The 19,438-nt window shown below is 67.0% G+C and carries 18 protein-coding genes; 13 read left to right on the forward strand and 5 right to left on the reverse strand.

Features of this window, described 5'->3' with window-relative positions:
• The first annotated feature begins 19 nt into the window (after positions 1 to 19).
• From GOAMR_RS08215 to GOAMR_RS08235, 5 genes are read left to right on the forward strand one after another with little or no spacing between them, the layout of a single operon-like run.
• Positions 20 to 364, forward strand: coding sequence for a cupin domain-containing protein (locus tag GOAMR_RS08215; protein WP_005185413.1), 345 nt, complete (start codon positions 20 to 22; stop codon positions 362 to 364).
• The gene (locus GOAMR_RS08220; RefSeq protein ID WP_005185423.1) at positions 361 to 1,008 is read left to right on the forward strand and encodes a helix-turn-helix domain-containing protein; all 648 of its coding nucleotides are present in this window, start codon (positions 361 to 363) and stop codon (positions 1,006 to 1,008) included. Before GOAMR_RS08215 ends, GOAMR_RS08220 begins: the two co-directional genes overlap by 4 nt.
• A gap of 41 nt (positions 1,009 to 1,049) precedes the next feature.
• Positions 1,050 to 1,550 (forward strand): MTB12 C-terminal domain-containing protein, encoded by a 501-nt coding sequence (locus GOAMR_RS08225; RefSeq protein WP_005185426.1) that lies wholly within the window; start codon positions 1,050 to 1,052, stop codon positions 1,548 to 1,550.
• Positions 1,547 to 2,269, forward strand: coding sequence for an ATP-binding cassette domain-containing protein (locus GOAMR_RS08230; protein ID WP_005185429.1), 723 nt, complete (start codon positions 1,547 to 1,549; stop codon positions 2,267 to 2,269). Before GOAMR_RS08225 ends, GOAMR_RS08230 begins: the two co-directional genes overlap by 4 nt.
• A 5-nt stretch (positions 2,270 to 2,274) precedes the next feature.
• Positions 2,275 to 3,066 carry an ABC transporter permease gene (locus GOAMR_RS08235; RefSeq protein ID WP_244427332.1) on the forward strand — a complete coding sequence of 264 codons (792 nt, stop codon included), beginning with the start codon at positions 2,275 to 2,277 and terminating at the stop codon, positions 3,064 to 3,066.
• Between the two features lie 789 nt (positions 3,067 to 3,855).
• Here GOAMR_RS08235 and soxR read toward each other — a convergent pair.
• Positions 3,856 to 4,296 (reverse strand): redox-sensitive transcriptional activator SoxR, encoded by a 441-nt coding sequence (soxR, locus tag GOAMR_RS08245; RefSeq protein WP_005185438.1) that lies wholly within the window; start codon positions 4,294 to 4,296, stop codon positions 3,856 to 3,858.
• Positions 4,297 to 4,370: 74 nt separating this feature from the next.
• Here soxR and GOAMR_RS08250 point away from each other — a divergent pair, with 74 nt between their 5' ends.
• Complete coding sequence (locus GOAMR_RS08250; RefSeq protein ID WP_005185440.1) at positions 4,371 to 6,266, forward strand: ABC transporter ATP-binding protein; 1,896 nt, start codon at positions 4,371 to 4,373, stop codon at positions 6,264 to 6,266.
• Between the two features lie 7 nt (positions 6,267 to 6,273).
• On the opposite strand, the gene GOAMR_RS08255 is transcribed toward GOAMR_RS08250, so the two are convergent.
• Positions 6,274 to 7,152, reverse strand: coding sequence for a DNA-3-methyladenine glycosylase family protein (locus tag GOAMR_RS08255; RefSeq protein WP_005185442.1), 879 nt, complete (start codon positions 7,150 to 7,152; stop codon positions 6,274 to 6,276).
• Between the two features lie 97 nt (positions 7,153 to 7,249).
• Positions 7,250 to 8,635 carry a dihydrolipoyl dehydrogenase gene (gene lpdA, locus GOAMR_RS08260; protein WP_005185449.1) on the reverse strand — a complete coding sequence of 462 codons (1,386 nt, stop codon included), beginning with the start codon at positions 8,633 to 8,635 and terminating at the stop codon, positions 7,250 to 7,252.
• A 139-nt stretch (positions 8,636 to 8,774) separates the two neighbouring features.
• Here lpdA and GOAMR_RS08265 point away from each other — a divergent pair, with 139 nt between their 5' ends.
• Together GOAMR_RS08265 and GOAMR_RS08270 are read left to right on the forward strand one after the other, a co-directional pair.
• On the forward strand, positions 8,775 to 9,869 hold the full coding sequence (locus GOAMR_RS08265) for a hypothetical protein (RefSeq protein WP_138943643.1): 1,095 nt from the start codon (positions 8,775 to 8,777) through the stop codon (positions 9,867 to 9,869).
• Positions 9,870 to 9,911: 42 nt separating this feature from the next.
• Positions 9,912 to 10,475: a GNAT family N-acetyltransferase gene (locus GOAMR_RS08270; RefSeq protein WP_005185456.1), complete on the forward strand. Its 564-nt coding sequence runs from the start codon at positions 9,912 to 9,914 to the stop codon at positions 10,473 to 10,475.
• Positions 10,476 to 10,528: 53 nt separating this feature from the next.
• On the opposite strand, the gene GOAMR_RS08275 is transcribed toward GOAMR_RS08270, so the two are convergent.
• Positions 10,529 to 11,716: an aromatic ring-hydroxylating oxygenase subunit alpha gene (locus tag GOAMR_RS08275; RefSeq protein ID WP_005185458.1), complete on the reverse strand. Its 1,188-nt coding sequence runs from the start codon at positions 11,714 to 11,716 to the stop codon at positions 10,529 to 10,531.
• Between the two features lie 151 nt (positions 11,717 to 11,867).
• Between GOAMR_RS08275 and GOAMR_RS08280 the strand changes: the two genes are divergently transcribed.
• The gene (locus GOAMR_RS08280) at positions 11,868 to 12,479 is read left to right on the forward strand and encodes a TetR/AcrR family transcriptional regulator (protein WP_005185476.1); all 612 of its coding nucleotides are present in this window, start codon (positions 11,868 to 11,870) and stop codon (positions 12,477 to 12,479) included.
• Between the two features lie 106 nt (positions 12,480 to 12,585).
• Here the strand turns inward: GOAMR_RS08280 and grpE are convergent, their stop codons facing one another.
• Entirely contained in the window at positions 12,586 to 13,020 is a 435-nt protein-coding gene (gene grpE / locus GOAMR_RS08285; protein WP_005185479.1) for a nucleotide exchange factor GrpE, read from the reverse strand.
• Positions 13,021 to 13,086: 66 nt separating this feature from the next.
• Here grpE and GOAMR_RS08290 point away from each other — a divergent pair, with 66 nt between their 5' ends.
• The 4 genes from GOAMR_RS08290 (at position 13,087) to GOAMR_RS08305 (ending at position 19,420) form a co-directional block, all read left to right on the forward strand.
• Complete coding sequence (locus GOAMR_RS08290) at positions 13,087 to 14,757, forward strand: Hsp70 family protein (RefSeq protein WP_040514728.1); 1,671 nt, start codon at positions 13,087 to 13,089, stop codon at positions 14,755 to 14,757.
• Positions 14,758 to 14,763: 6 nt separating this feature from the next.
• Positions 14,764 to 16,275, forward strand: coding sequence for a SaeA-related protein (locus tag GOAMR_RS08295; protein ID WP_040514730.1), 1,512 nt, complete (start codon positions 14,764 to 14,766; stop codon positions 16,273 to 16,275).
• 115 nt (positions 16,276 to 16,390) lie between these two features.
• The gene (locus tag GOAMR_RS08300; protein ID WP_083836894.1) at positions 16,391 to 17,215 is read left to right on the forward strand and encodes a TerD family protein; all 825 of its coding nucleotides are present in this window, start codon (positions 16,391 to 16,393) and stop codon (positions 17,213 to 17,215) included.
• Between the two features lie 168 nt (positions 17,216 to 17,383).
• Positions 17,384 to 19,420, forward strand: coding sequence for a prolyl oligopeptidase family serine peptidase (locus tag GOAMR_RS08305; RefSeq protein WP_005185487.1), 2,037 nt, complete (start codon positions 17,384 to 17,386; stop codon positions 19,418 to 19,420).
• The last annotated feature ends 18 nt before the right edge of the window (positions 19,421 to 19,438 follow it).

Below are 19,438 nucleotides of genomic sequence, written 5' to 3' on the forward strand. Positions count from 1 at the left end.
CAGCCCAGGAGGAGTTGCCATGACCGACTTGAATACGTACACCGAGATCACCGGACTCAGCGCCGCCGAGCGGTCGCCGGCCGATTCCGCCCGGCCGAACATCTCGGTGATGTGGCGCAACGACGATGTCATCGTCATCCGGCTCGCGTTCCGTGCCGGACAGACGATGCCCGATCATCGGGCGGGCAAACCGATCCTGGTGCTCGGGCAGGCAGGCCGCATCGACTTCACCGTCGCGGACAGCCACATCATTCTCGAACCGGGCTCGGCCGTGCACGTCGACGCCAAGGTCATCCATTCCCTGCACGCCGACACCGATGCCGTCGCCACCCTGATGGTGCTCGAATCGAGCCGATCATCGTGAGTCCCAGCATGTCCGGCGATCCGCGCACCACTGTCCTCGGGGTGCTGCGGGTCGCCGACACACCGGTGACAGCAGCTGAGATGGCTCAGCAGCTCGGTGTACACGTCACCACCGCGCGTTTCCACCTGCGCAACCTCGTCGACGACGGCCGGGCCGCGACGGTGCGGTTGCGGTCGGAATCGGTCGGCCGGCCGCGCACCGGATATGTCGCCGTGAACGAACTGGCCGTCGACGACCTGCTGAGCATTCTGCTCGGTCACCTCGGCGATTCGGCCACCGAACGGGAACAGACCGGAGCACTGGCCGGCAGGCAGTGGGCGGCACAGGTTCTCGCCGGTTCTCCGCCAGCGGACCCGGCCACGGTGCCCGACCCGGCGACGGTCACCGCCGACGCCCTGCGCCTCCTCGGGTTCAAGGTGTCGAATGTGCTGAGCGCCTTCGGTACCCACGAGATCACGATGTGCTCGTGCCCGCTGCGTCAGGTGGGCACCTCCCACCCGGAGATCGCCCGCGGTGCCGTCGAATACGCCCTCGAATCCAGTTCCCCGGCGCTCGCCGGCCAGTACGGAGTCGACGTGGTCCCGGCAGCCGACGGAGACTGCGAGATCACCCTGAAACTGGCCCGCGCCACCACACTTCACTGACGTTCACCTGCCCCGTCCGCAACGAGATCCAGGGAGTTCCGATGAACATCCGCCCATCATTCGCCATGCCCCTCGCCGCCGCCACGGCAGCCGCTTCCGCCCTTGTCGGCGCCGGCGCAGTGGCGTCCGCCGCACCCACCGTGCGCACCCCGACCGGGACGCTGCCCGCCGACTATCGGGTGACCGCCGCCAAGCCCTCGCCGGCCGAGCTCGGCAACATCGTCACCTTCCTGGTGGCCACCAACGCCTCCGATCAGGCGAAGGCCGCGAACGTCGAGGGCGGAATGAACGCGGTGGTGGTGCCCAAGACGGTGTACCGGCTCGGCCTGTTCCGGCCGCCGCTCGGCTGGCACAATCTCACCGGACCCCTTCGGCAGCAAGGCAACAGCGCCACCGCAACACTGAACAGCGGCTCGTCGGGACGGCCTACCATCCGGCTCAAAATCGAGTTCAAGAGGCTCGACGGCAATTGGAAACTGTCGGCCAACTCGCTGTGCACCGGCGTCAAGACGGTGGGGCTCAACATCTACTGCAACCGGTGACCACCGCAGCCGCACCGGGAATCGGGATCGACCGCGTCAGTGTGCGCCTCGGACACCGCGAGGTGCTGAGCGAGGTGACGCTGACGGTCGGGCGAGGCGAGATCGTCTACCTGTTGGGACGCAACGGCGCCGGGAAGTCGACGCTGCTACGCGCGATCGCCGGTATCGTGCCGGTCTGCTCCGGTGCGATCACGGTGAACGGCGGCGACCTGGCGCGTTCGGCGCGGCCGCTCACCGAGCTCGGCACCCACCTACATCCCGACGGATTCCACCCCGGCCACACCGGCGTTCGTCATCTGCGCTGGTTGGCGACGGCTTCCGGGATCGACCAGAAACGTGTCCGGGCGGTACTCGATGACGTAGGGCTGACACAAGCCGCGGGCGAACGCATCTCGGGATATTCGCTGGGGATGCGTCAGCGTCTCGGCATCGCCGGGGCGTTGCTCGGTGACGCGCCCACGCTGATTCTCGACGAGCCGCTGAACGGACTGGACATCATGGGAATTCGCTGGGTGCGGGAGATGCTCGCCGGACTCGCCGCCGAGGGGCGGGCCGTTCTGGTGGCGTCGCATCTGTTCGACGAGGTCGCACGCAGCGGTCATCGGGTTGTCGTCGTCGACGGCGGCACGGTGGTCGCCGATGCGACCGTCGGCGAGTTCATCACCGGCCACAGCTCGCTCGAAGATGCGTATCTGACCGCAGTCGGGCAGTCGCGGTGAGCGCGGTGGCGATCGAGTTGAGCCGGCTCCGGCGGGCGGTGGCCGCCGAACGGATTCGCACCGGCGGGCGGCGCAGCGTGTTGCCGGCCGTCGTGCTCCCCGGCGCGATCCTGTTGCCGACGGCCGTGACCGCGGTGGTTGCCACAGTGTCCGAACACTTCTCACAGGTGTCGAGCGATGTCGAGGTGGTGTCCGTGGCCACCACCAACTCGGTGTACTGGATCCTCACCTTCACCGTCACCGTATGGTGTTGTGCCGCAGCGTATACCCAAACCACCGCCGAACGCGGCGACATCGGCGACCTCGGCCGGATCCTGTACCCACGGCCCTGGACCGCCCTCGCCGCGCGCTGGATCTTCTACGGCGTGGGTGCCGCGGTATCCGCGGTCGCCCTCGCGGCGCTGACGATGATCATGCTGCCCGCCTTCTACCCGAACGTGTACGGCGCCGTCGATCTCGTATCCGCCGACGGCCTGCGCTTCGTACTGACCATTCCCGTGTATGCCGTTTCCGCCGTGGGCATTTCCCTCGGTGTGGCGGCGGTGATCGGCAATCCCGCGGCATCGGTGGCGGTGCTGCTCGGCTGGGTCTACATCGTGGAGAACACCATCGCGCTCATCCCGCACGGCTACAGCATCCAGGGTTACATGCCGTTCCTCAACGGTGTCTACGGCACCGGTCAGGAGATCGTGGTGATGCCGCCGTGGGGGATCAACGGTGCCCTGGCCTACTGTGCCGCGGTGTCCGTGGTGCTCTTCACGATCGCCTGCTGCGCAGCATATCTTGGCCGTCGCTGACACGCTCCCAGGGCCGTCGGCGCCCGCCCCGTGACGGTCCGGCCAGGATCAACCGATCGGGCTGCTCGGCACGTCCTGGTCAATTCAAAAGCCGCGAGGTTGTGCATGACCACGGTGAAATGAAATCGGGCCGATCTCCGGTTGACATAGCCGTATCCACAATATTCGATCCCACCTGTCGTGAAACCGTGTGTAAACGGGCTATCGCTTTTACGAGGCGGCTCATCGACCGGATGCCACCCGCCCAGCGATGAGATCAGGACCAAATGCCCAAGCCGGCTCCGACCCCAGACCTTCGGACCATGCGGGGGTGAGATTCCCTACCCGGCACGTAAATCAGGTGACGGCGCATGGATTATCCTGCCCACGATTAGTGAGACGTATTTCTATATCGTCTCACACATTTGAGATTTGGAATATTGAAGATTGATATAACAAATAATGGCAGCACTGGCGTATCCATACTTCTTGGTGTGGACATACGGTGGCGGATGGTGTTAACTATCCACAGATCAGCGATCACGACCGCTGATTCCTGGTCACGAATGAATCCGGGGAGATGGGTCGGGCGATGACGCTCGGTACGCCCGCGGATGACACACGCAGGGGGTATCGACGACGCTGTTCGTCGATGATTGCGGCGTAATCACCATCGCGCCGCACACCGCCGCCGAGCGCCATCGCCCGATCGCCCGACATCACCACCCACGCGAGATCACCACGCCCACAGCTTTATTCACGCCCACAGCATTCTTCACGCCACATCTTTGTTCACGGCCACAGCTTCTTTCACGGCATGAGCCGGCGCGCTCCGGGGCCTTCCTTCCCGAGGGCGTCACCCGGATTCACGTAGGGACATGTCGTCAGCGACAGACAGCCGCAACCTATGCAGTCGCCCAGGTTGTCACGCAATGCGATGAGCCGCTCGATGCGCTCGTCGAGATCGGCACGCCAGTCCTCCGCCAGTCGGGCCCAGTCATCCTTGGTGGGCGGATGGTCGTGCGGCAGAGCGTCGAGCGCGGCCTTGATCCGCGCCAGCGGGATCCCGAGTGTCTGCGATGCCCGGATGAATCCGACGAGCCGCAACGTGTCGCGGCGATACTCCCGACGATTCCCGGAGGTGCGGCGGCTCTCGATGAGGCCGAACTGCTCGTAGTAGTGCAGCGTCGACACCGCCACGCCCGCGCGCTCGGCCACCTGCCCCGGCTTCAGCCAGATTCCCTCGACCACACGGCACCACCTCTTGACATCAAGTGCACTTGATGACGTTCACTCTAGGTCATGAGTGAAAGCGAGGTGCTCCGATGAGCATGGAGTCCGTGGCATGGGACGTGATGTACAAGTCCATGCACGCCCCTGGCGACGACGGCGGCAGTAAGGAGGCGAGGCGGGCAGACCGGCGGGCCACGATGCGCCGCATCGGCGGTTTCGCCCGTCCCCACCTGCGGCGCATCGTCGTGTTCCTGGCGCTGTCGGTGCTGCTCGCGGTCCTCACCGTGGTGACACCGCTGCTCGCCGGCCGGGTCGTCAATCTGATCGCCGATGGCGATTCGTCGGCGACCGGGTCGATCGTCGGGCTGGCCGTGCTGATCGCGGTGATCGCCGTCGCCGAGGCCGTCACAAGTATCGGGGCACGCTGGTTGTCGGCGAATATCGGTGAGGGGCTGATCTTCGACCTGCGTCGCGCCGTCTTTGATCACGTCCAGAAGATGCCCGTCGCATTCTTTACCCGCACGCGCACCGGGGCGCTGGTGAGCCGGCTCAACAACGATGTGATCGGCGCGCAGCGCGCGTTCAGCGACACCCTGTCGGGGGTGGTGTCCAACTTCGTGACGCTCGTCCTGACGCTGGGTGTGATGCTGGCGATCAGCTGGCAGATCACTCTCCTGACACTCATCCTGCTGCCGGTGTTCGTCCTCCCCGCCCGCCGGATGGGCAGACGCATGGCCGGACTGGCCCGCGAGAGCGCCGAGTACAACGCCCGGATGTCGACACAGATGACCGAACGCTTCTCCGCCCCCGGCGCCACCCTGGTGAAGCTGTTCGGCCGTCCCGAGCGGGAGTCGTCGGAGTTCGCCGACCGGGCGGATGCGGTGCGCAACATCGGTGTTCGGCAGGCGATGCTGCAAACCTATTTCTTCAGCGCGCTGATGCTGGTGTCGGCGCTCGCACTGGCGCTGGTGTACGGCCTCGGCGGCTGGCTCGCTGTGCACCAACACCTTTCGGCGGGCGCCGTGGTGTCGTTGGCGTTGCTGCTGACCCGCATGTACGCGCCGCTGACCGCACTGGCCAACGCGCGCGTGGAGATCATGAGTGCGCTGGTGAGCTTCGAGCGGGTCTTCGAGGTCCTCGACCTCGAACCGCTGATCAAGGACAAGCCCGGCGCACCCGAGGTTCCCGGCGTCGGCGACGGTGTCTCGGTCCGCCTGCACGACGTGTCGTTCACCTACCCGTCCGCCGACAAGGTTTCCCTCGCGTCGCTGGAAGATGTTGCGCAACTGGACAGCCGGGGCGGGACCGAGATCCTGCACCACATCGACCTCGACATCCCGGCCGGCAAGATGGTGGCTCTCGTCGGCAGTTCCGGCGCCGGTAAGTCGACCATCGCGTCGCTGGCCACCCGGTTGTACGACGTCGATTCCGGGTCGGTCACGCTCAACGGTGTCGACGTCCGCGACCTCGCCGGCGCGTCCGTGCATCGCACCGTCGGGATGGTGACGCAGGACGGTCACCTGTTCCACGACACCGTCCGGGCGAATCTGACCTTGGCCGACCCCGGGGTCTCCGACGACGAACTGTGGACGGCGCTGCGCCGGTCCCGGCTCGACGACCTGGTGCGGGCGCTACCGAACGGACTGGAAACCGTTGTCGGCGAACGCGGATACCGGCTGTCCGGCGGTGAGCGGCAGCGGCTGACGATCGCCCGGCTGCTGCTGGCGAAACCCGCTGTGGTGATCCTCGATGAGGCGACCGCGCATCTGGATTCAACATCGGAGGCCGAGGTGGCCGATGCCCTCGCCGAGGCACTGGCGGGGCGGACGTCGCTGGTGATCGCGCACCGGCTCTCGACGATCCGGGCGGCCGACGAGATCGTCGTCATCGAGGACGGGCGCGTCGTCGAACGCGGGGGCCATGTGGACCTGCTCGAACTCCAGGGACGCTACTCGGAGCTGTACCGAACCCAGTTCGCGCACGCCTGAACGGTTCTCAGATCGACCGATAGTCGCGCGGTGCCACCCGGTGGCCCTTGCGCTGCGGCCACGACCCGTACCGCATGCACAGCCGGACCACCCGGCCCCGTTGCCCGGCAAAAGGTTCGAGGAGTTCGAGCATCCCGTCATCGTCGACGGGGCTGCCGACGAGGGTCTGCCCCACCACCTTCGGGATGTGGAAGTCGCCCACCGGCACCGCGTCGGCATCCCCGACGGCACGCATCCGGGTTTCGGCTTCCGTCCACTGGCCCACCCCGCGCAGCACCGTCAGCTTGCCGGGGTGGCGTTCGGTATCCATCGATGTCGCCCCGCGGATCGTGCGCATCCGCACCGGTTCGGCGCCGGCGCGATGCCACTCCCACGACGGGATCCGTGCCCACACCTGCGGCGGCGGTGGCACCCGCATCGACCCGGCCACCGGTCCGGGTGCGGGTTCCCCGAAGCGCCGCAACAGGTATCGCCACGCCCGGAACGCCTCGGTGCCCACCACCTTCTGCTCCAGGATCGCCGGCACCAGCGCCTCCCATACCCGGCCGGTACGGCAGATCCGGAAACCAGTGGCCCGCCGCGTCATCGCATGCACCACCGGATCGTCGGTCCGTAGTTCGCCCGGATCATCCAGCGCACCAAGGAGTTCGGGGAACTGATCGATCAGCCAGGATCCGCCCGGCCCCCATCCGGTGCCCCGCACCCCGTCGGAAGTGGCCTGGAGCCGGAGAGTTCCCGGGCCGTCGGGGGTGTGCGAGGCCCGCCAGATCGAGCCGTCCGGTGCGTACCGCATCGACGGATCACCTGACCCCCGGTGCAGGCAGTCCACAGTGGCCCGGATTTCCAGGGGAAACGGGGGGACCCACAGCCTGGTGGCCTCCGTCATCGCACATCCGATGACGAAAACCCCACCGATACCGCCTGGCATCGCAATAATCGCGATGCCGAAGCGTATCGGTGGGGTTTCGGTACGGACCGGACGGTCACAGGTTGATCATGTGACCGATCGCGCCGTGGAAGGTCTCCTGCAGGGCCTCCGACAGGGTCGGGTGGGTGTGCACGTTGCGGGCCAGTTCCTTGGCGGTCAGGTCCCACTTGTGGGCCAGGGTCAGCTCCGGCAGCATCTCGGAGACGTTGTCGCCCACCAGGTGTCCGCCGAGCAGTTCGTCGGTGTCGGCGTTGGTGACCAGCTTGACGAAGCCGGCGGTGGCTGCCAGGCCCTGCGCCTTGCCGTTGGCCGAGAACGGGAACTGGGTGGCCTTGACGTTGTAGCCCTCGTCCTTGGCCTGCGCCTCGGTCAGACCGAACGACGCGACCTGCGGCTGGCAGAAGGTGGCGCGCGGCATGAACCGGTAGTCGCCCAGGGTCATCGTCTCGGCACCGGCCATCGTCTCGGCGGCCACCACACCCTGCGCCTCCGCGACGTGCGCGAGCTGCAGTTTGGCGGTCACGTCACCGATCGCGTAGATGCCGTCGACATTGGTGCGCATGTAGTCGTCGATCGCGATGGCGCCACGCTCGGTGAGCTGCACACCCGTCTTCTCCAGGCCGAAGCCGTCGACGCGCGGGGCGAAGCCGACCGACATGAGGACCTTGTCGACGGTGAGCGAACCGTCGTTGCCCGCCTTGTCCTTGTAGGTGACCACGACATTGCTGCCGTTGTCGGTGACCGTCTGCACCCCGGTGGAGGTGAGGACCTTGACGCCGAGCTTCTTGTACTCCTTGGCGATCGCCTTGGAGACGTCGGCGTCCTCGTTGGGCAGCACCCGGTCCATGAACTCGATGATGGTGACGTCGACGCCGTAGTTGGCCAGGACGTAACCGAACTCCATACCGATGGCGCCCGCGCCGACGATCACGATGGAGCCGGGCAGCTCACGGGTGAGGATCTGGGTCTCGTACGTGACCACGTTGTCCGACAGCTCGACGCCCGGCAGCAGCCGCACGGTGGAGCCGGTGTCGATGATGACGTTGTCGAACGTGATGACGCGGTCGCCGACGGTGATGGTCTTGGCGTCGGTGAACACCCCGTAGCCGTCGATCTCGGTGATCTTGTTCTTCTTCATCAAGAAGTGGACACCCTTGACGATGCCGTCCGACACCTTGCGGCTGCGGTCGAAGGCGGCCCCGAAATCGAAGGTGGCGGTACCGGAGATGCCGAACGTCTTGGCCTCATGGTTGAAGACGTGCGCGAGTTCGGCGTTACGCAGCAGCGCCTTGGAGGGGATGCAGCCGACGTTGAGGCACACACCTCCCCAGTACTTTTCTTCGATGACGGCAGTTTTCATGCCGAGCTGAGCGGACCGGATCGCGGCCACATACCCACCCGGACCAGCACCCAGGACAACGGTTTGGAAGTGTTCAGACACGCCCCTACCCTACTTCCGTCGCCCTTCGCCGCGCAGGGCTCCCGCGTACTAGGCGGTAGCTTTTTCGCGGAGTCACCGGCGGTCGGCCGATCGGTGGTCTGGCGAAGCATCGACAGACAAGTAAAGGTAGTTTGTTGTGGTGCCCATGCACTCGGACGACCTCGACTGGATTCGTGGCTACTCCCTGCGCTTTCTCGCCGGCCACGGAATCGAGGCCGTGGTCGACGCCAACTCCGACCTGTCGTGTGCCGACGGCACCACATACCGGTTCGAGGAGATCGTGCGGTTGTGCGCGTCGACAGCCCGGGGCAACTGGGCTCAGGCGATCAGCGGGCACCTTGACGCGCTCATGGCCGTCCGGTCGGAGCCGCGCGTGTCCGATCTGACCGCCGCCGAACTCGAAACACAGGTCCGGGCGCGGGTGCTGCCGTCGGCGAGCATCGCCCTCTCGGCCACCGACCTGTCGTACGCCCGGCCCATCACCGACGACCTGAGCGTCGTGCTGTGTGTGGAACGCCACCGCGCGCCGCACCCCGGGCGGACCGCCCGGGTCGGGTTCCGGCCACCCGGCACCGCCGTCGACGACGCCCCGACCACCCGGTTCGCACCGCTGCCCAAACCAGGGTCGGCGGCCGAGGCGGTGCTGATCGCCGACGAACCGCGCACCGACCGGTTCCCGGCCGCGCACGCCATCCCCACCAACCCGTTCCGGGTGATCACGGGCGAACCCACCCCCGACGAGCACGACGACGTGATCTACCTCGACGCCGCGCAGGTGGCCGCCCACGGCCGCGACCGGCTGTTCACCATCGGCATCCGCAACACCGACGCCGAACCGCTCGACCGGGTCGCCACGTCCACGGACAAGTCGCTGAAGGCACTCGGCGGGGCGTCGGTGTTCGTCGCGTCGAAGATCCTGACGATGCGTTCCCTGCTGGCGCACGTCTACACCGGACAGTCGACCGAGCACGGGGTGGTGTTCGGTATTCCCGACAGGCACCGGATCTTCCTGCACCGCATCTCCGGCCCGTCGGCGGTCCCCGCGATCAACGAACTCGCCTCACTCACCGCCCAGCACCACGAGAACACCGCCGACGGCGTGTCACCGAACATCTACCACTGGCATCGTGACCGGATCACCCGCATCTCCCGCGCCGAATCGACCGAGCAGAAGTTGTCGATCACCATCACCCCCGGCCCCACCCTCGAAGACATCCTCAACTCCCTCACGTGATGCCGGACAGTTTCTGACCGCATCGGGTGCGACAGTGGCCACATGGAGATACGACCGGCATCGAACTTCGACGACGTCCGCACCATGGTGGGACCCAAAAAGCCCGACGCCAATGTCTGCTGGTGCCTGAGCTACCGGATCCCGTCGAAGCAGCACCTCGCCCTGCGCGGGCCCGAGCGGGGCGAGTTCGTGCGCGGACTCTGCAAGCAAGAACCGGCTCCCGGGGTGCTGGCGTACGACGGCGACGACGTCGTCGGGTGGGCGGCAATCGCGCCGCGCGCTGACACCACCTTCGCCCGCAACGGCAAGATCCCTCACATCGACGATCTGCCGGTGTGGTCGCTGTGGTGTGTGCGGGTGCGGCCGGGATTCCGTAAACATGGCATCGTCGCCCCGCTGATCGCCGGCGCCGTCGACTTCGCCCGCGACCACGGCGCACCGGCCGTCGAGGCCTATCCCGTCGACAACGGGAACGAGCGCGTCAACCTCACCTTGGCGTACGCGGGCACCCGAAAGATGTTCGAGAAAGCCGGATTCGAGAAGGCCGCCGACACCACCGCGGTACTCGACGGCTTCCCCAGAATCATCATGCGCCGGTCACTGTAGCCCCGGACAGTGTCGTCCCACCGGGTTTGACGACGATGTTCCCGCTGTTACGGCTACAGGGACAGGCCGAGTTTTCCGGCCATCACCTTGATCATGTGCTGGACGCCGATCTCGTTGCGGCCGATCAGCATATGCTCGTGCTGGCCACGGCGCACCCCCTGTCCGCACTGCGGGAGCATCGCGAAGTCCTCGTCCCGCACGGCGGCATGGACCTGACCGAAGATGGTGTCGTACATGGCGCGCTGTTCGTCGGTGGTGGCCGGGTACTTCGCCATCCAGCTGTGCCGCACCGTGCATCGCGTCGCCGAACTTTCCGGCAGGATGTCGATGACCTCGACGCCCACCGGGCTGTTTGCCAGGATCAGATTGGGATAGATCCAGTAGATGACGCCCATCTGCCGGATCGGCTCCCAGGTGTCGTCGGGGTCGGTGCCGTCGAGGTCCGTCACCCACGAGAACGGGAACCCGATCCGATGATGCTCGCCGTATTCGTCATAGACGTGGGTGTTCGCGAGGGTGTTCTGCCCGATCACACTGCTGCCGTGGACGAAGGGGAAATGATAGCCCTCGGCGAACGCCTCCAGTGCACCTTTCCAGCTCACCTCCGAGGTGAGGCTGCGTTCGTCGTGATACTGGAAGTTCTCATAGTTCCATTGCGCGAGTTCGTTATTCATCGCACCGAGATGGTCGTCGAGGTCGATGCCGGCATCGGCGGTCAGCACCGCCCAGATGAAACCGTGCCGCTCCTCATTGGGTAACTCGACCAGTCCGTAGGCATCCCGATCGATCGAGTCGAAACCCGCCGCCCCCGGCACCCCCTTGAGCTGACCCTTGTTGTCGTACACCCACGCGTGATACGGGCAGGTGAATCGGCGGCTGTTGCCCGACCCGCAGGCCGGCATCGCACCGCGGTGCCGGCAATAGTTCTGGAAGACATGCGCCTTCCCCTCGCGATCACGGGTGATGAGCAGAGAATCCCCGATGACCGATCGCACGACGTAATCGAACTTCTCCGGGATCTGCGCACTGGCCAGCACCGGGATCGGCACCCTGCGAAGGATTGTCGACTCCTCGAGGTCGGCCAGCTTGTCGTCGTTGTAGTAACTCAACGGCACCCGCAGCACCTCCTCGGCCATATCGGTGGTGTTGGACAAGGCCAGGTCCAGTGCGCGGCGGGTGAGTTCGGGGCCGAGGACTGTGGGCGGGCGGTGCGCGGCCACGGGCGGGGAGACGATGGTCACGGGTTACCTCCAGAAAGTCAGGATTGTGATCCAGGTAACGCGACTATACACTTATTAAATAAGTTGTCTACCCGTGGTGAGGCCGGCCGCCTCCACTCGGCCGACCGGCCGAATAGGCTGCCGCAGAGGAATATCGAACAGGAGGTCCTATATGCGGACCCATGGCTGGGCCGGATCGGTACCCGGCGACGACGCCGAGGCTGTCCAGCGGATCGTCGAGGCCGCCGGCGAACTGATCGAAGACGGCCACAGTGTCAACATCAACCGGCTCGCGCGACACGTCGGCGTGACCAGACCGACCCTCTACCGCTATTTCCCCGACTCCGACGCGGTGCTGCGGGCAGTTGCCGCAGCCGCCACCGCCGACCTGCTGTCCGGACTCTCCCGGGCACTGGGTGGGATCAGCGATCCCGTCGAAGCCGTCGTCGAGGGCATTGCCGCCAGCTTCGAACTCCTCCGAGCCAACAAGCGGTTTGCGCTCCTGTTCGATCCCACCGGACTGTCGAGCACCTTGCAGGACGTCACCTCAGACGTCGCGATCACCTCGGGGCGCGCCATCATCGACAACCTGGGGATCGACTGGCGCGAGTCGGGCTGGGCCGATGCCGACCTCGACGGGCTCGTCGAATTCATGCTGCGGATGTTGCAGTCGCTGCTCATCGACCCCGGTGACCATGCCCAGTCGGGCGAGGAACTCCGGACCTTCCTGCACAGGTGGGTGGCGCCGTCCGTCGCCATCGGATCCCGACCGGTATCGAAGTGAAAGCCTTTCGGATATAAGGACTTTCGGCTGGTCCGGTTTCGAGGGCTTCGTCGTCGCCGACGCTCTCACACCTGAACCCGTCAAGGGGCACCTGTGGGAGGTTGGGTCAGTCGCCGAAGACGGTGACCATGGCGGGGCGGACGGAGCGGGGGCCGACGAGCAGGCCGGGGCGGATGAGTTCGGCGACGGTGCGGGGTGTGGCGTCACCGTCGACGGGGCGGACGTCGACGGCTTCCATCGTGGACACCTCGAAGGCGTCGCCCACCGAAGGATTGATGATCTCGCCGCCGCGACCGGTGATGAGACGTTCGAGGCTGCCGGCGATGGCGGCGAACGCGGCGTCGGTGCGGGCGCACGCATCGGCGTCAACGAAGATTGCGAACAGCTCGACGAGCAGCGGCAGGTCGGGGCCGGCGGAGCGGGCGCGGTCGGCGTCGACGAGCTGGTCGAGTGCCTGCCCCTGCCGGACCACGACGCGGGTCAGATCTTCCACGCGTTCGGCCAACTGTTGCATCCGGTCGGCGGCGTCAACGTCGTTCATCCGATCAGAGTAGCGTCACCGCGCAGTCGTGCCGACGGGCGATTTGCGCTGTTAGGCTGGCTCATCGTGGGCGTTTACGGAATCGACTTGGGCACGACCAACTCAGCCATCGCAGCGGTGGACTCCGGTAGCAGGCCCCGCATAATCCCAGGTCTGGACGGGTCGCAGACCACTCCGAGCGTGGTGCTCCTGGCCTCTGCCTACGATCATGTGGTGGGTGAGGGCGCCCGTCGGCAGGCCCGCCTGGACCCCGACAATGTGTGTGCCCTCGTCAAGCGGCGCATGGGCGATCCCGACTGGCGGTTCATGGCGCACGGACAGTCGTGGTCGGCGCCGGCGATCTCCGCGCTCATCCTCAAATCCCTCATCTCCGACGCCTCGTTCTCCGGCGAACAGGTGCAGCGCGCGGTGATCACCGTGCCCGCCTACTTCGGCGACGACGAACGCCGCGCCACCATCCAGGCCGGCAGCTACGCGGGCATCGAGGTGGCCGGCGTGCTGTCCGAGCCGATCGCCGCGGCCCTGTCGTACGGGTTCAGCAAGCTCACCGACGCGTTCGCGTCATCGACACCCGACGAGACGGTCCTCGTGTACGACCTGGGCGGCGGCACCTTCGACGCCACCGTCATCGAACTGGCCGACCGGCGCATCTCGGTGCTGGCCGTCGACGGCGACCATCAGCTCGGCGGCGCCGACTGGGACGAACGGATCGCGCTGTATCTGTCGCAGCAGTTCTGCGCCGAACACCCCGACGCCGAGGACCCGCTCGACGACTCGGCCGGCTCACAGGCCCTGGTGCTGGCCGCCGAACGCGCCAAACACGAACTGTCCGACGCGGAGTCGACGTCGGCGATCGTCGCCCACGACGGCAAACGGTCGGTGATCACCCTGACCCGCGCCCAGCTCGAGGACCTCACCGGTCCGCTGCTGCGGCGCACCGCCGAACTGACCCGTTCCTGCCTGGCCGCGGCCCGCGACCGCGGGGCATCGACGATCAACCGGGTACTGCTGGTGGGTGGTTCGTCGCGGATGCCGATGGTGGCCGACATGATCCGCACCGACCTGGGACTCAACCCGCAACTGGCGGACCCGGATCTGGCCGTGGCCAAGGGCGCCGCCATCTACGGCGACAAGCTGGAGGTGGAGCGGCTGGTGACCGCCGACCTGCGTACCCGTGGCCGCCTCGCCGACGGCGCCCCGCCGCTGTCGGCGGCGCCCGCCGACCTGGACGAGTCGTGTGGCCGGGTGGCCACCGCGTTCGGGCTGCCGGTGGCCGGGGTGCGGCGGATGCTGGAGATCAGCGTCGACACCGTGGTGTCCCGCGGCTTCGGGGTGCTCGCCGTCCGCGAGGGCGACCTGCGGGCGACGTGGCTGGTGCACCGCAACCAGACGCTGCCGATCCGGGTGCGCCGCTCGTTCGGCACGATGCGCGCCGACCAGGACATCATCGAGATGACCGTCCTCGAACAGGCCGGGCAGCAGGAATCGTCGCGGCCCGAGGACGCGAAGGTGCTGATCGAGGGCACCATCCGCGACATCCCCAGTGGCTACGAACGGGGCAGCGAGGTCCAGGTGACCTTCGAGATGGGTTTCGACGGTGTGCTGCACGTGACCGCCTTTCATGTGGACGCCGGGATCCCGCTGCGACTGTCGGTGAAAACCGGTGCGACGCTGTCGCAGTCGGAGGTCAACCGCGAACTCGAGCAGGTCCACCGGTCCCGCCGCCGCGAGGGGTGAGAAGTGATGCAGCCGTTCAACTCCAACGACTACCGCAAACGGGTCCTGGCCGCCGTTGACCGGCGGGGCGGACCGTCGACGTCGGATTCGTTTGAGCTGTACGACATTCCGCTCGATGATGCCGAACGGATCAGCGACGATCAGGCCGTCGGTCGCATCGAGGCGGTGTGGGCGTTCTGGCAGAAGCAGCGGGACCATCCCAAATACCGCGGCCTCGTGGCCGAACTGGTGGCATCACACGACGCGAGGTCGAAACCGCTGCGGTACTCCACCAGCCGCATCGCCGAGGCGAGAGCCGTTGCCGCACAACGTGGTCAACGCGATGCCGGGCGATACGAGCTACTCGACAACGCGATCGAGCGGCTCACCGAACGGTACGGCGGCATCCCGGAATCCAAACGCGCCGGCCTGTTCGACATCGGTGCGATGGGCGGCCTCGCCCCGGCTGAGATCGAGGCGAGGCTGTCGCGGCACCACGCCGTCGGCGACGCCGCCACGCCCGCGCCGCAGCCCGCGGCGCCCGCCCCGATCAGCGAACAGCGGCTGAGCCAGATCACCAGACTGCTCGGCGAATTCGACCGGATCCGGTCCGGCGGTGAACCCACCCCGACTCTCCTCGCGCTGCTGCACCTGAGCCTCGATGACGCCACCGACGCCGAGGAGATCGAGGCGCGTATCGAGATGGTGGCCGAACGCGCCCGCGAAATGCCCGCCGGCCCGATGCGTGCTGTGCTCGACGAACTCGTCGTGCACTGCCGCGACATCCTGCTCGGCGACATCAGCCGGATCATCGCCTACCGCAAGGCGGTCAGCGAATCGGTCGCCGACTATCTGCGGCCCCGCGTCCGCGCCGCGGTGCTCGTCGAAGATGTGCTGCGGCATGGGGATTACGAGTTCCTTTTGGAAGAGGCAGTGGACCGCGGCCTCGGTCACGCCGGTGCCCGGCAACTGCTGCACGACCTGGCCGGCGAGTTCGGGGCCGCGGTGGAGAGCACCCCCGGCTCGATCGCTCCGGCACCTGTGGCGCGGCCCCAGCCCACCCCGGTCCCCCAACCCGTGACACCCCAGCCGACTCCGGCTCCTGTACCCGGACGCATCGACACCACCCGCCGGACACCGAGACGGCAACGCACAGCCGAGAATCCGGCACCGGTAGCCCCGATCCTCACGCGGGAGACCGCACCGCCGCCGGCACCGTCCGGACCGCCCACCGTTCCCGGCCTGCCCGCCATCGCCATGTTCGGCGCCGGCGGCGGCGTGCTGACGTTCGCCTGGCCGCCCGGCGTCACCGAGGCGATGGTGTACCTGCGGCACGACGCACCGCCGGCGGCGCCCGGCGATCCGTCGGCGGTGGCGGTCAAGATCACCAACTCCCGTTATCACCTCGACGGCGGCTTCATCGTGCCCGCCGACTCCCGGCCGTGCCACGCCGCGGTCGCGAGTTGTCGGCGCGCGCCGAACGGAACCCTGGAGGTGGCAGCCGATTTCGGCCGCCGGTCCCGGATCGAGGTCCCCTGACGAACCCTCCCCCCGACTTCGCAGACGCCCGAGACGGGCTACCCCGCACTCACCTTCACCGCATGCAACCGAATCTGACCAGCACCGTCACGAGCACAACAAAGGACCGATGACCATGGGTATCGACTACACCAAACGTCCCTCGCAGCCGGCCGCACCGCAGCAGCCCCCGGCCCAGCCCTACCCGCCGCAGCAGCCGCCGGCCCAGCAGTATCCCCCGACTCAGCCGTATCAGCAGCCGCCCGCCCAGCCGTACCCGCCGCAGCAGCAGCCATACCCCGGGCAGCCACCGGCCCAGCCCTACCAGCAGCAACCACCCGCCCAGGCCCCCGTCTCGCTGCAAAAGGTGACACTCACCAAGTCCGCACCCAGCGTCTCGCTGACCAAGCAGGGCGCCACCACCGGCCAGCTGCGGGTGAACCTGAACTGGACCACCGGCGCCAAGAAGGGCGGCTTCTTCAAACGCGCCGCCGGCGGTGTCGACCTCGACCTGGCCTGCCTGTGGGAGTTCACCGACGGCAGCAAGGGCATCGTGCAGGCGCTCGGCAACTCGTTCCAGGCACCGCGACAGGGTCAGCCGATCATCTATCTCGACGGCGACGACCGTTCCGGTTCGGCCGCCGGTGGCGAGAACATGTACATCGATCTGGCTGCGACACAGAACATCCGGCGTATCCTGATCTTCGCCTACATCTACGAGGGTGCCCCGAACTGGGCCGCCGCCAACGGTGTGGTGACCGTCTTCCCCAGCAGCGGACCGCAGATCGAGGTGTTCCTCGACGAGTCCGACCAGAGCGCGCTCTCGTGTGCCATCGCGCTCATCGAGAACCGTGGCGGTGAACTGGTCATCAACCGCGAGGTGCGCTATATCCGCGGCGCCCAGGACAAGGTCGACGAGGCCTACAACTGGGGCCTGAACTGGAAGGCCGGCCGCAAGTAGTTTCTCCAGCCGGTTGAGGTGCGAGCCTGCGAGCCTCGAAACCTGGTGAGCGGGCATTGTTGTCTCACCAGGTTTCGAGGCTCGTCGCTTGCGCTCCTCGCACCTCAACCGGCGAAGGGACAGCGGCGGGGCGGGTGGTGCGCGAAGCGGTGGTGCACACTGGTTCGGGTGACCGATACTTCCGCAGCAGACGATCCGTACCTCTGGCTCGAGGAGGTAACCGGCGAGCAGGCGCTCGACTGGGTGCGGTCGCACAATGAGCCGACCGTCGCCGAACTCACCGATTCCGACCGGTTCCGCGACATGCAGGCCCACACGCTGGAGGTGCTCGATACCGACGAGCGGATCCCGTACGCACGCCGGCGCGGTGAGTATCTGTACAACTTCTGGAAGGACGCGCAGCACCCGAAAGGGCTGTGGCGGCGCACCACTTTCGAGTCGTACACGACCGATACGCCCGACTGGGATGTACTGATCGACGTCGACGCCCTCGCCGCCGCCGAGGAGGAGAACTGGGTGTGGTCGGGCGTGACGATGCTCAGGCCCGAGTATGACCGGGCGCTGGTCTCGCTGTCCCGAGGCGGCGCCGACGCGGTGGTGGTGCGCGAGTTCGACGTCGCCGCACGCTCCTGGGTGACCGACGGATTCGTGTTGCCGGAGAACAAGTCCCGCATCGACTGGATCGACCACGACACCGCCTGGGTGGGCACCGACTTCGGTGCGCAGCCCGACGGGCACGGGGCGCTGACGTCGTCGGGCTATCCGCGGGTGGCCAAACGCTGGACGCGCGGTACCCCGCTCGACGAGGCGGTCACCGTGTTCACCGGTGAGCCGGGTGACGTGTCGATCTCGGCGTCGCACGACCCTTCGCCCGGTTTCGAACGCGACTACGTCATGCGCAGCACCGACTTCTACAACACCATCGGCTACGAGCTGCGCGACGGCGAACTCATCGAGATCGACGTGCCCACCGACGCCAAGTTCGCTGTGTTCCGGGACTGGTTGCTGGTGCTGACCCGGTCCCCCTGGACGGTGGGCGAGGCCACCTACGAGGCCGACACGCTGCTCGTCTTCGGCTACGACGACTATCTGGCGGGCGGACGCGAACACACCGTCCTGTTCACGCCCGACGCGCACACCTCGCTCGACGACTTCGTGTTCACCAAGTCGCATCTGATCCTGGTGAAGCTGCGCGACGTGGCCACCGAGGTCGAGGTGATCACCCTGGGCGACTGGGCGCCGGTGCCGCAGCCGGGGCTGCCCGAACTGGCCACCATCTCGGTCCTCGACACCGACCCCGACGAGAGCGACGAGGTGTTCTGGACCGCATCGTCGTTCACCACCCCGCCGACGCTGCTGCACGGGGACAGCGGTGCACCAGCCACCGTCATCAAGTCCGCACCCGCGCTGTACGACGCGTCGTCGGTGCTCACCGAACAGCGTTTCGCGACCTCCGACGACGGCACCGCGATCCCCTACTTCGTGATCCGCCGATCGGATGTGACCAGCGGCCCCACCCTGCTGTACGGCTACGGCGGCTTCCAGGTGTCGCAGACGCCGTCGTACACGGCGATCAGCGGCCGCAACTGGATCTCGCGGGGCGGCATCTACGTGATCGCCAACATCCGCGGCGGTGGCGAATATGGGCCGGTGTGGCACACCCAGACACAGAAAGCCAACCGGCACAAGGTGTACGAGGATTTCTCAGCGGTTGCGAAAGATCTTGTGACGCAAGGACTCACCACCCCCGACCGGCTCGCCGCGCAAGGCGGATCCAACGGCGGCCTGCTGATGGGGGTGATGTTGACCCGCTACCCGGACCTGTTCGGCGCCATCGTCTGCCAGGTGCCGCTGCTGGACATGCGTCGCTACCATCTGCTGCTCGCCGGGGCGTCGTGGATGGCCGAGTACGGCGATCCCGACAACCCCGAGGAGTGGGCGTACCTCGGCGAGTACTCGCCGTACCAGCACGTTCGGGCAGACGTGGACTACCCGCCGATCCTGGTGACCACCTCCACCCGCGACGACCGCGTCCACCCGGGGCACGCGCGCAAGTTCGTCGCGCGCCTGGAGGAGACCGGGCATCGGGTCAGCTACTACGAGAACATCGAGGGCGGCCACGGCGGCGCCGCCGACAACAAACAGGCGGCGTTCAAATCGGCCCTGGCGTACGAGTTTCTGTGGCGCACCATCGGTAGCGAGTGAACTTGCGGGGTTTCGAGG

Origin of the sequence: Gordonia amarae NBRC 15530, assembly GCF_000241345.1 — a bacterium.
Lineage (GTDB): Bacteria > Actinomycetota > Actinomycetes > Mycobacteriales > Mycobacteriaceae > Gordonia > Gordonia amarae.

Excerpts from the sequence above, each read along its gene's own strand:
- GOAMR_RS08215 (WP_005185413.1), top strand. The coding sequence starts at position 20 with ATGACCGACTTGAATACGTACACCGAGATCACCGGACTCAGCGCCGCC.
- GOAMR_RS08225 (WP_005185426.1), top strand. The coding sequence starts at position 1,050 with ATGAACATCCGCCCATCATTCGCCATGCCCCTCGCCGCCGCCACGGCA.
- GOAMR_RS08250 (WP_005185440.1), top strand. The coding sequence starts at position 4,371 with ATGAGCATGGAGTCCGTGGCATGGGACGTGATGTACAAGTCCATGCAC.
- GOAMR_RS08255 (WP_005185442.1), bottom strand. The coding sequence starts at position 7,152 with ATGACGGAGGCCACCAGGCTGTGGGTCCCCCCGTTTCCCCTGGAAATC.
- GOAMR_RS08270 (WP_005185456.1), top strand. The coding sequence starts at position 9,912 with ATGGAGATACGACCGGCATCGAACTTCGACGACGTCCGCACCATGGTG.
- GOAMR_RS08280 (WP_005185476.1), top strand. The coding sequence starts at position 11,868 with ATGCGGACCCATGGCTGGGCCGGATCGGTACCCGGCGACGACGCCGAG.
- grpE (WP_005185479.1), bottom strand. The coding sequence starts at position 13,020 with ATGAACGACGTTGACGCCGCCGACCGGATGCAACAGTTGGCCGAACGC.
- GOAMR_RS08295 (WP_040514730.1), top strand. The coding sequence starts at position 14,764 with ATGCAGCCGTTCAACTCCAACGACTACCGCAAACGGGTCCTGGCCGCC.
- GOAMR_RS08300 (WP_083836894.1), top strand. The coding sequence starts at position 16,391 with ATGGGTATCGACTACACCAAACGTCCCTCGCAGCCGGCCGCACCGCAG.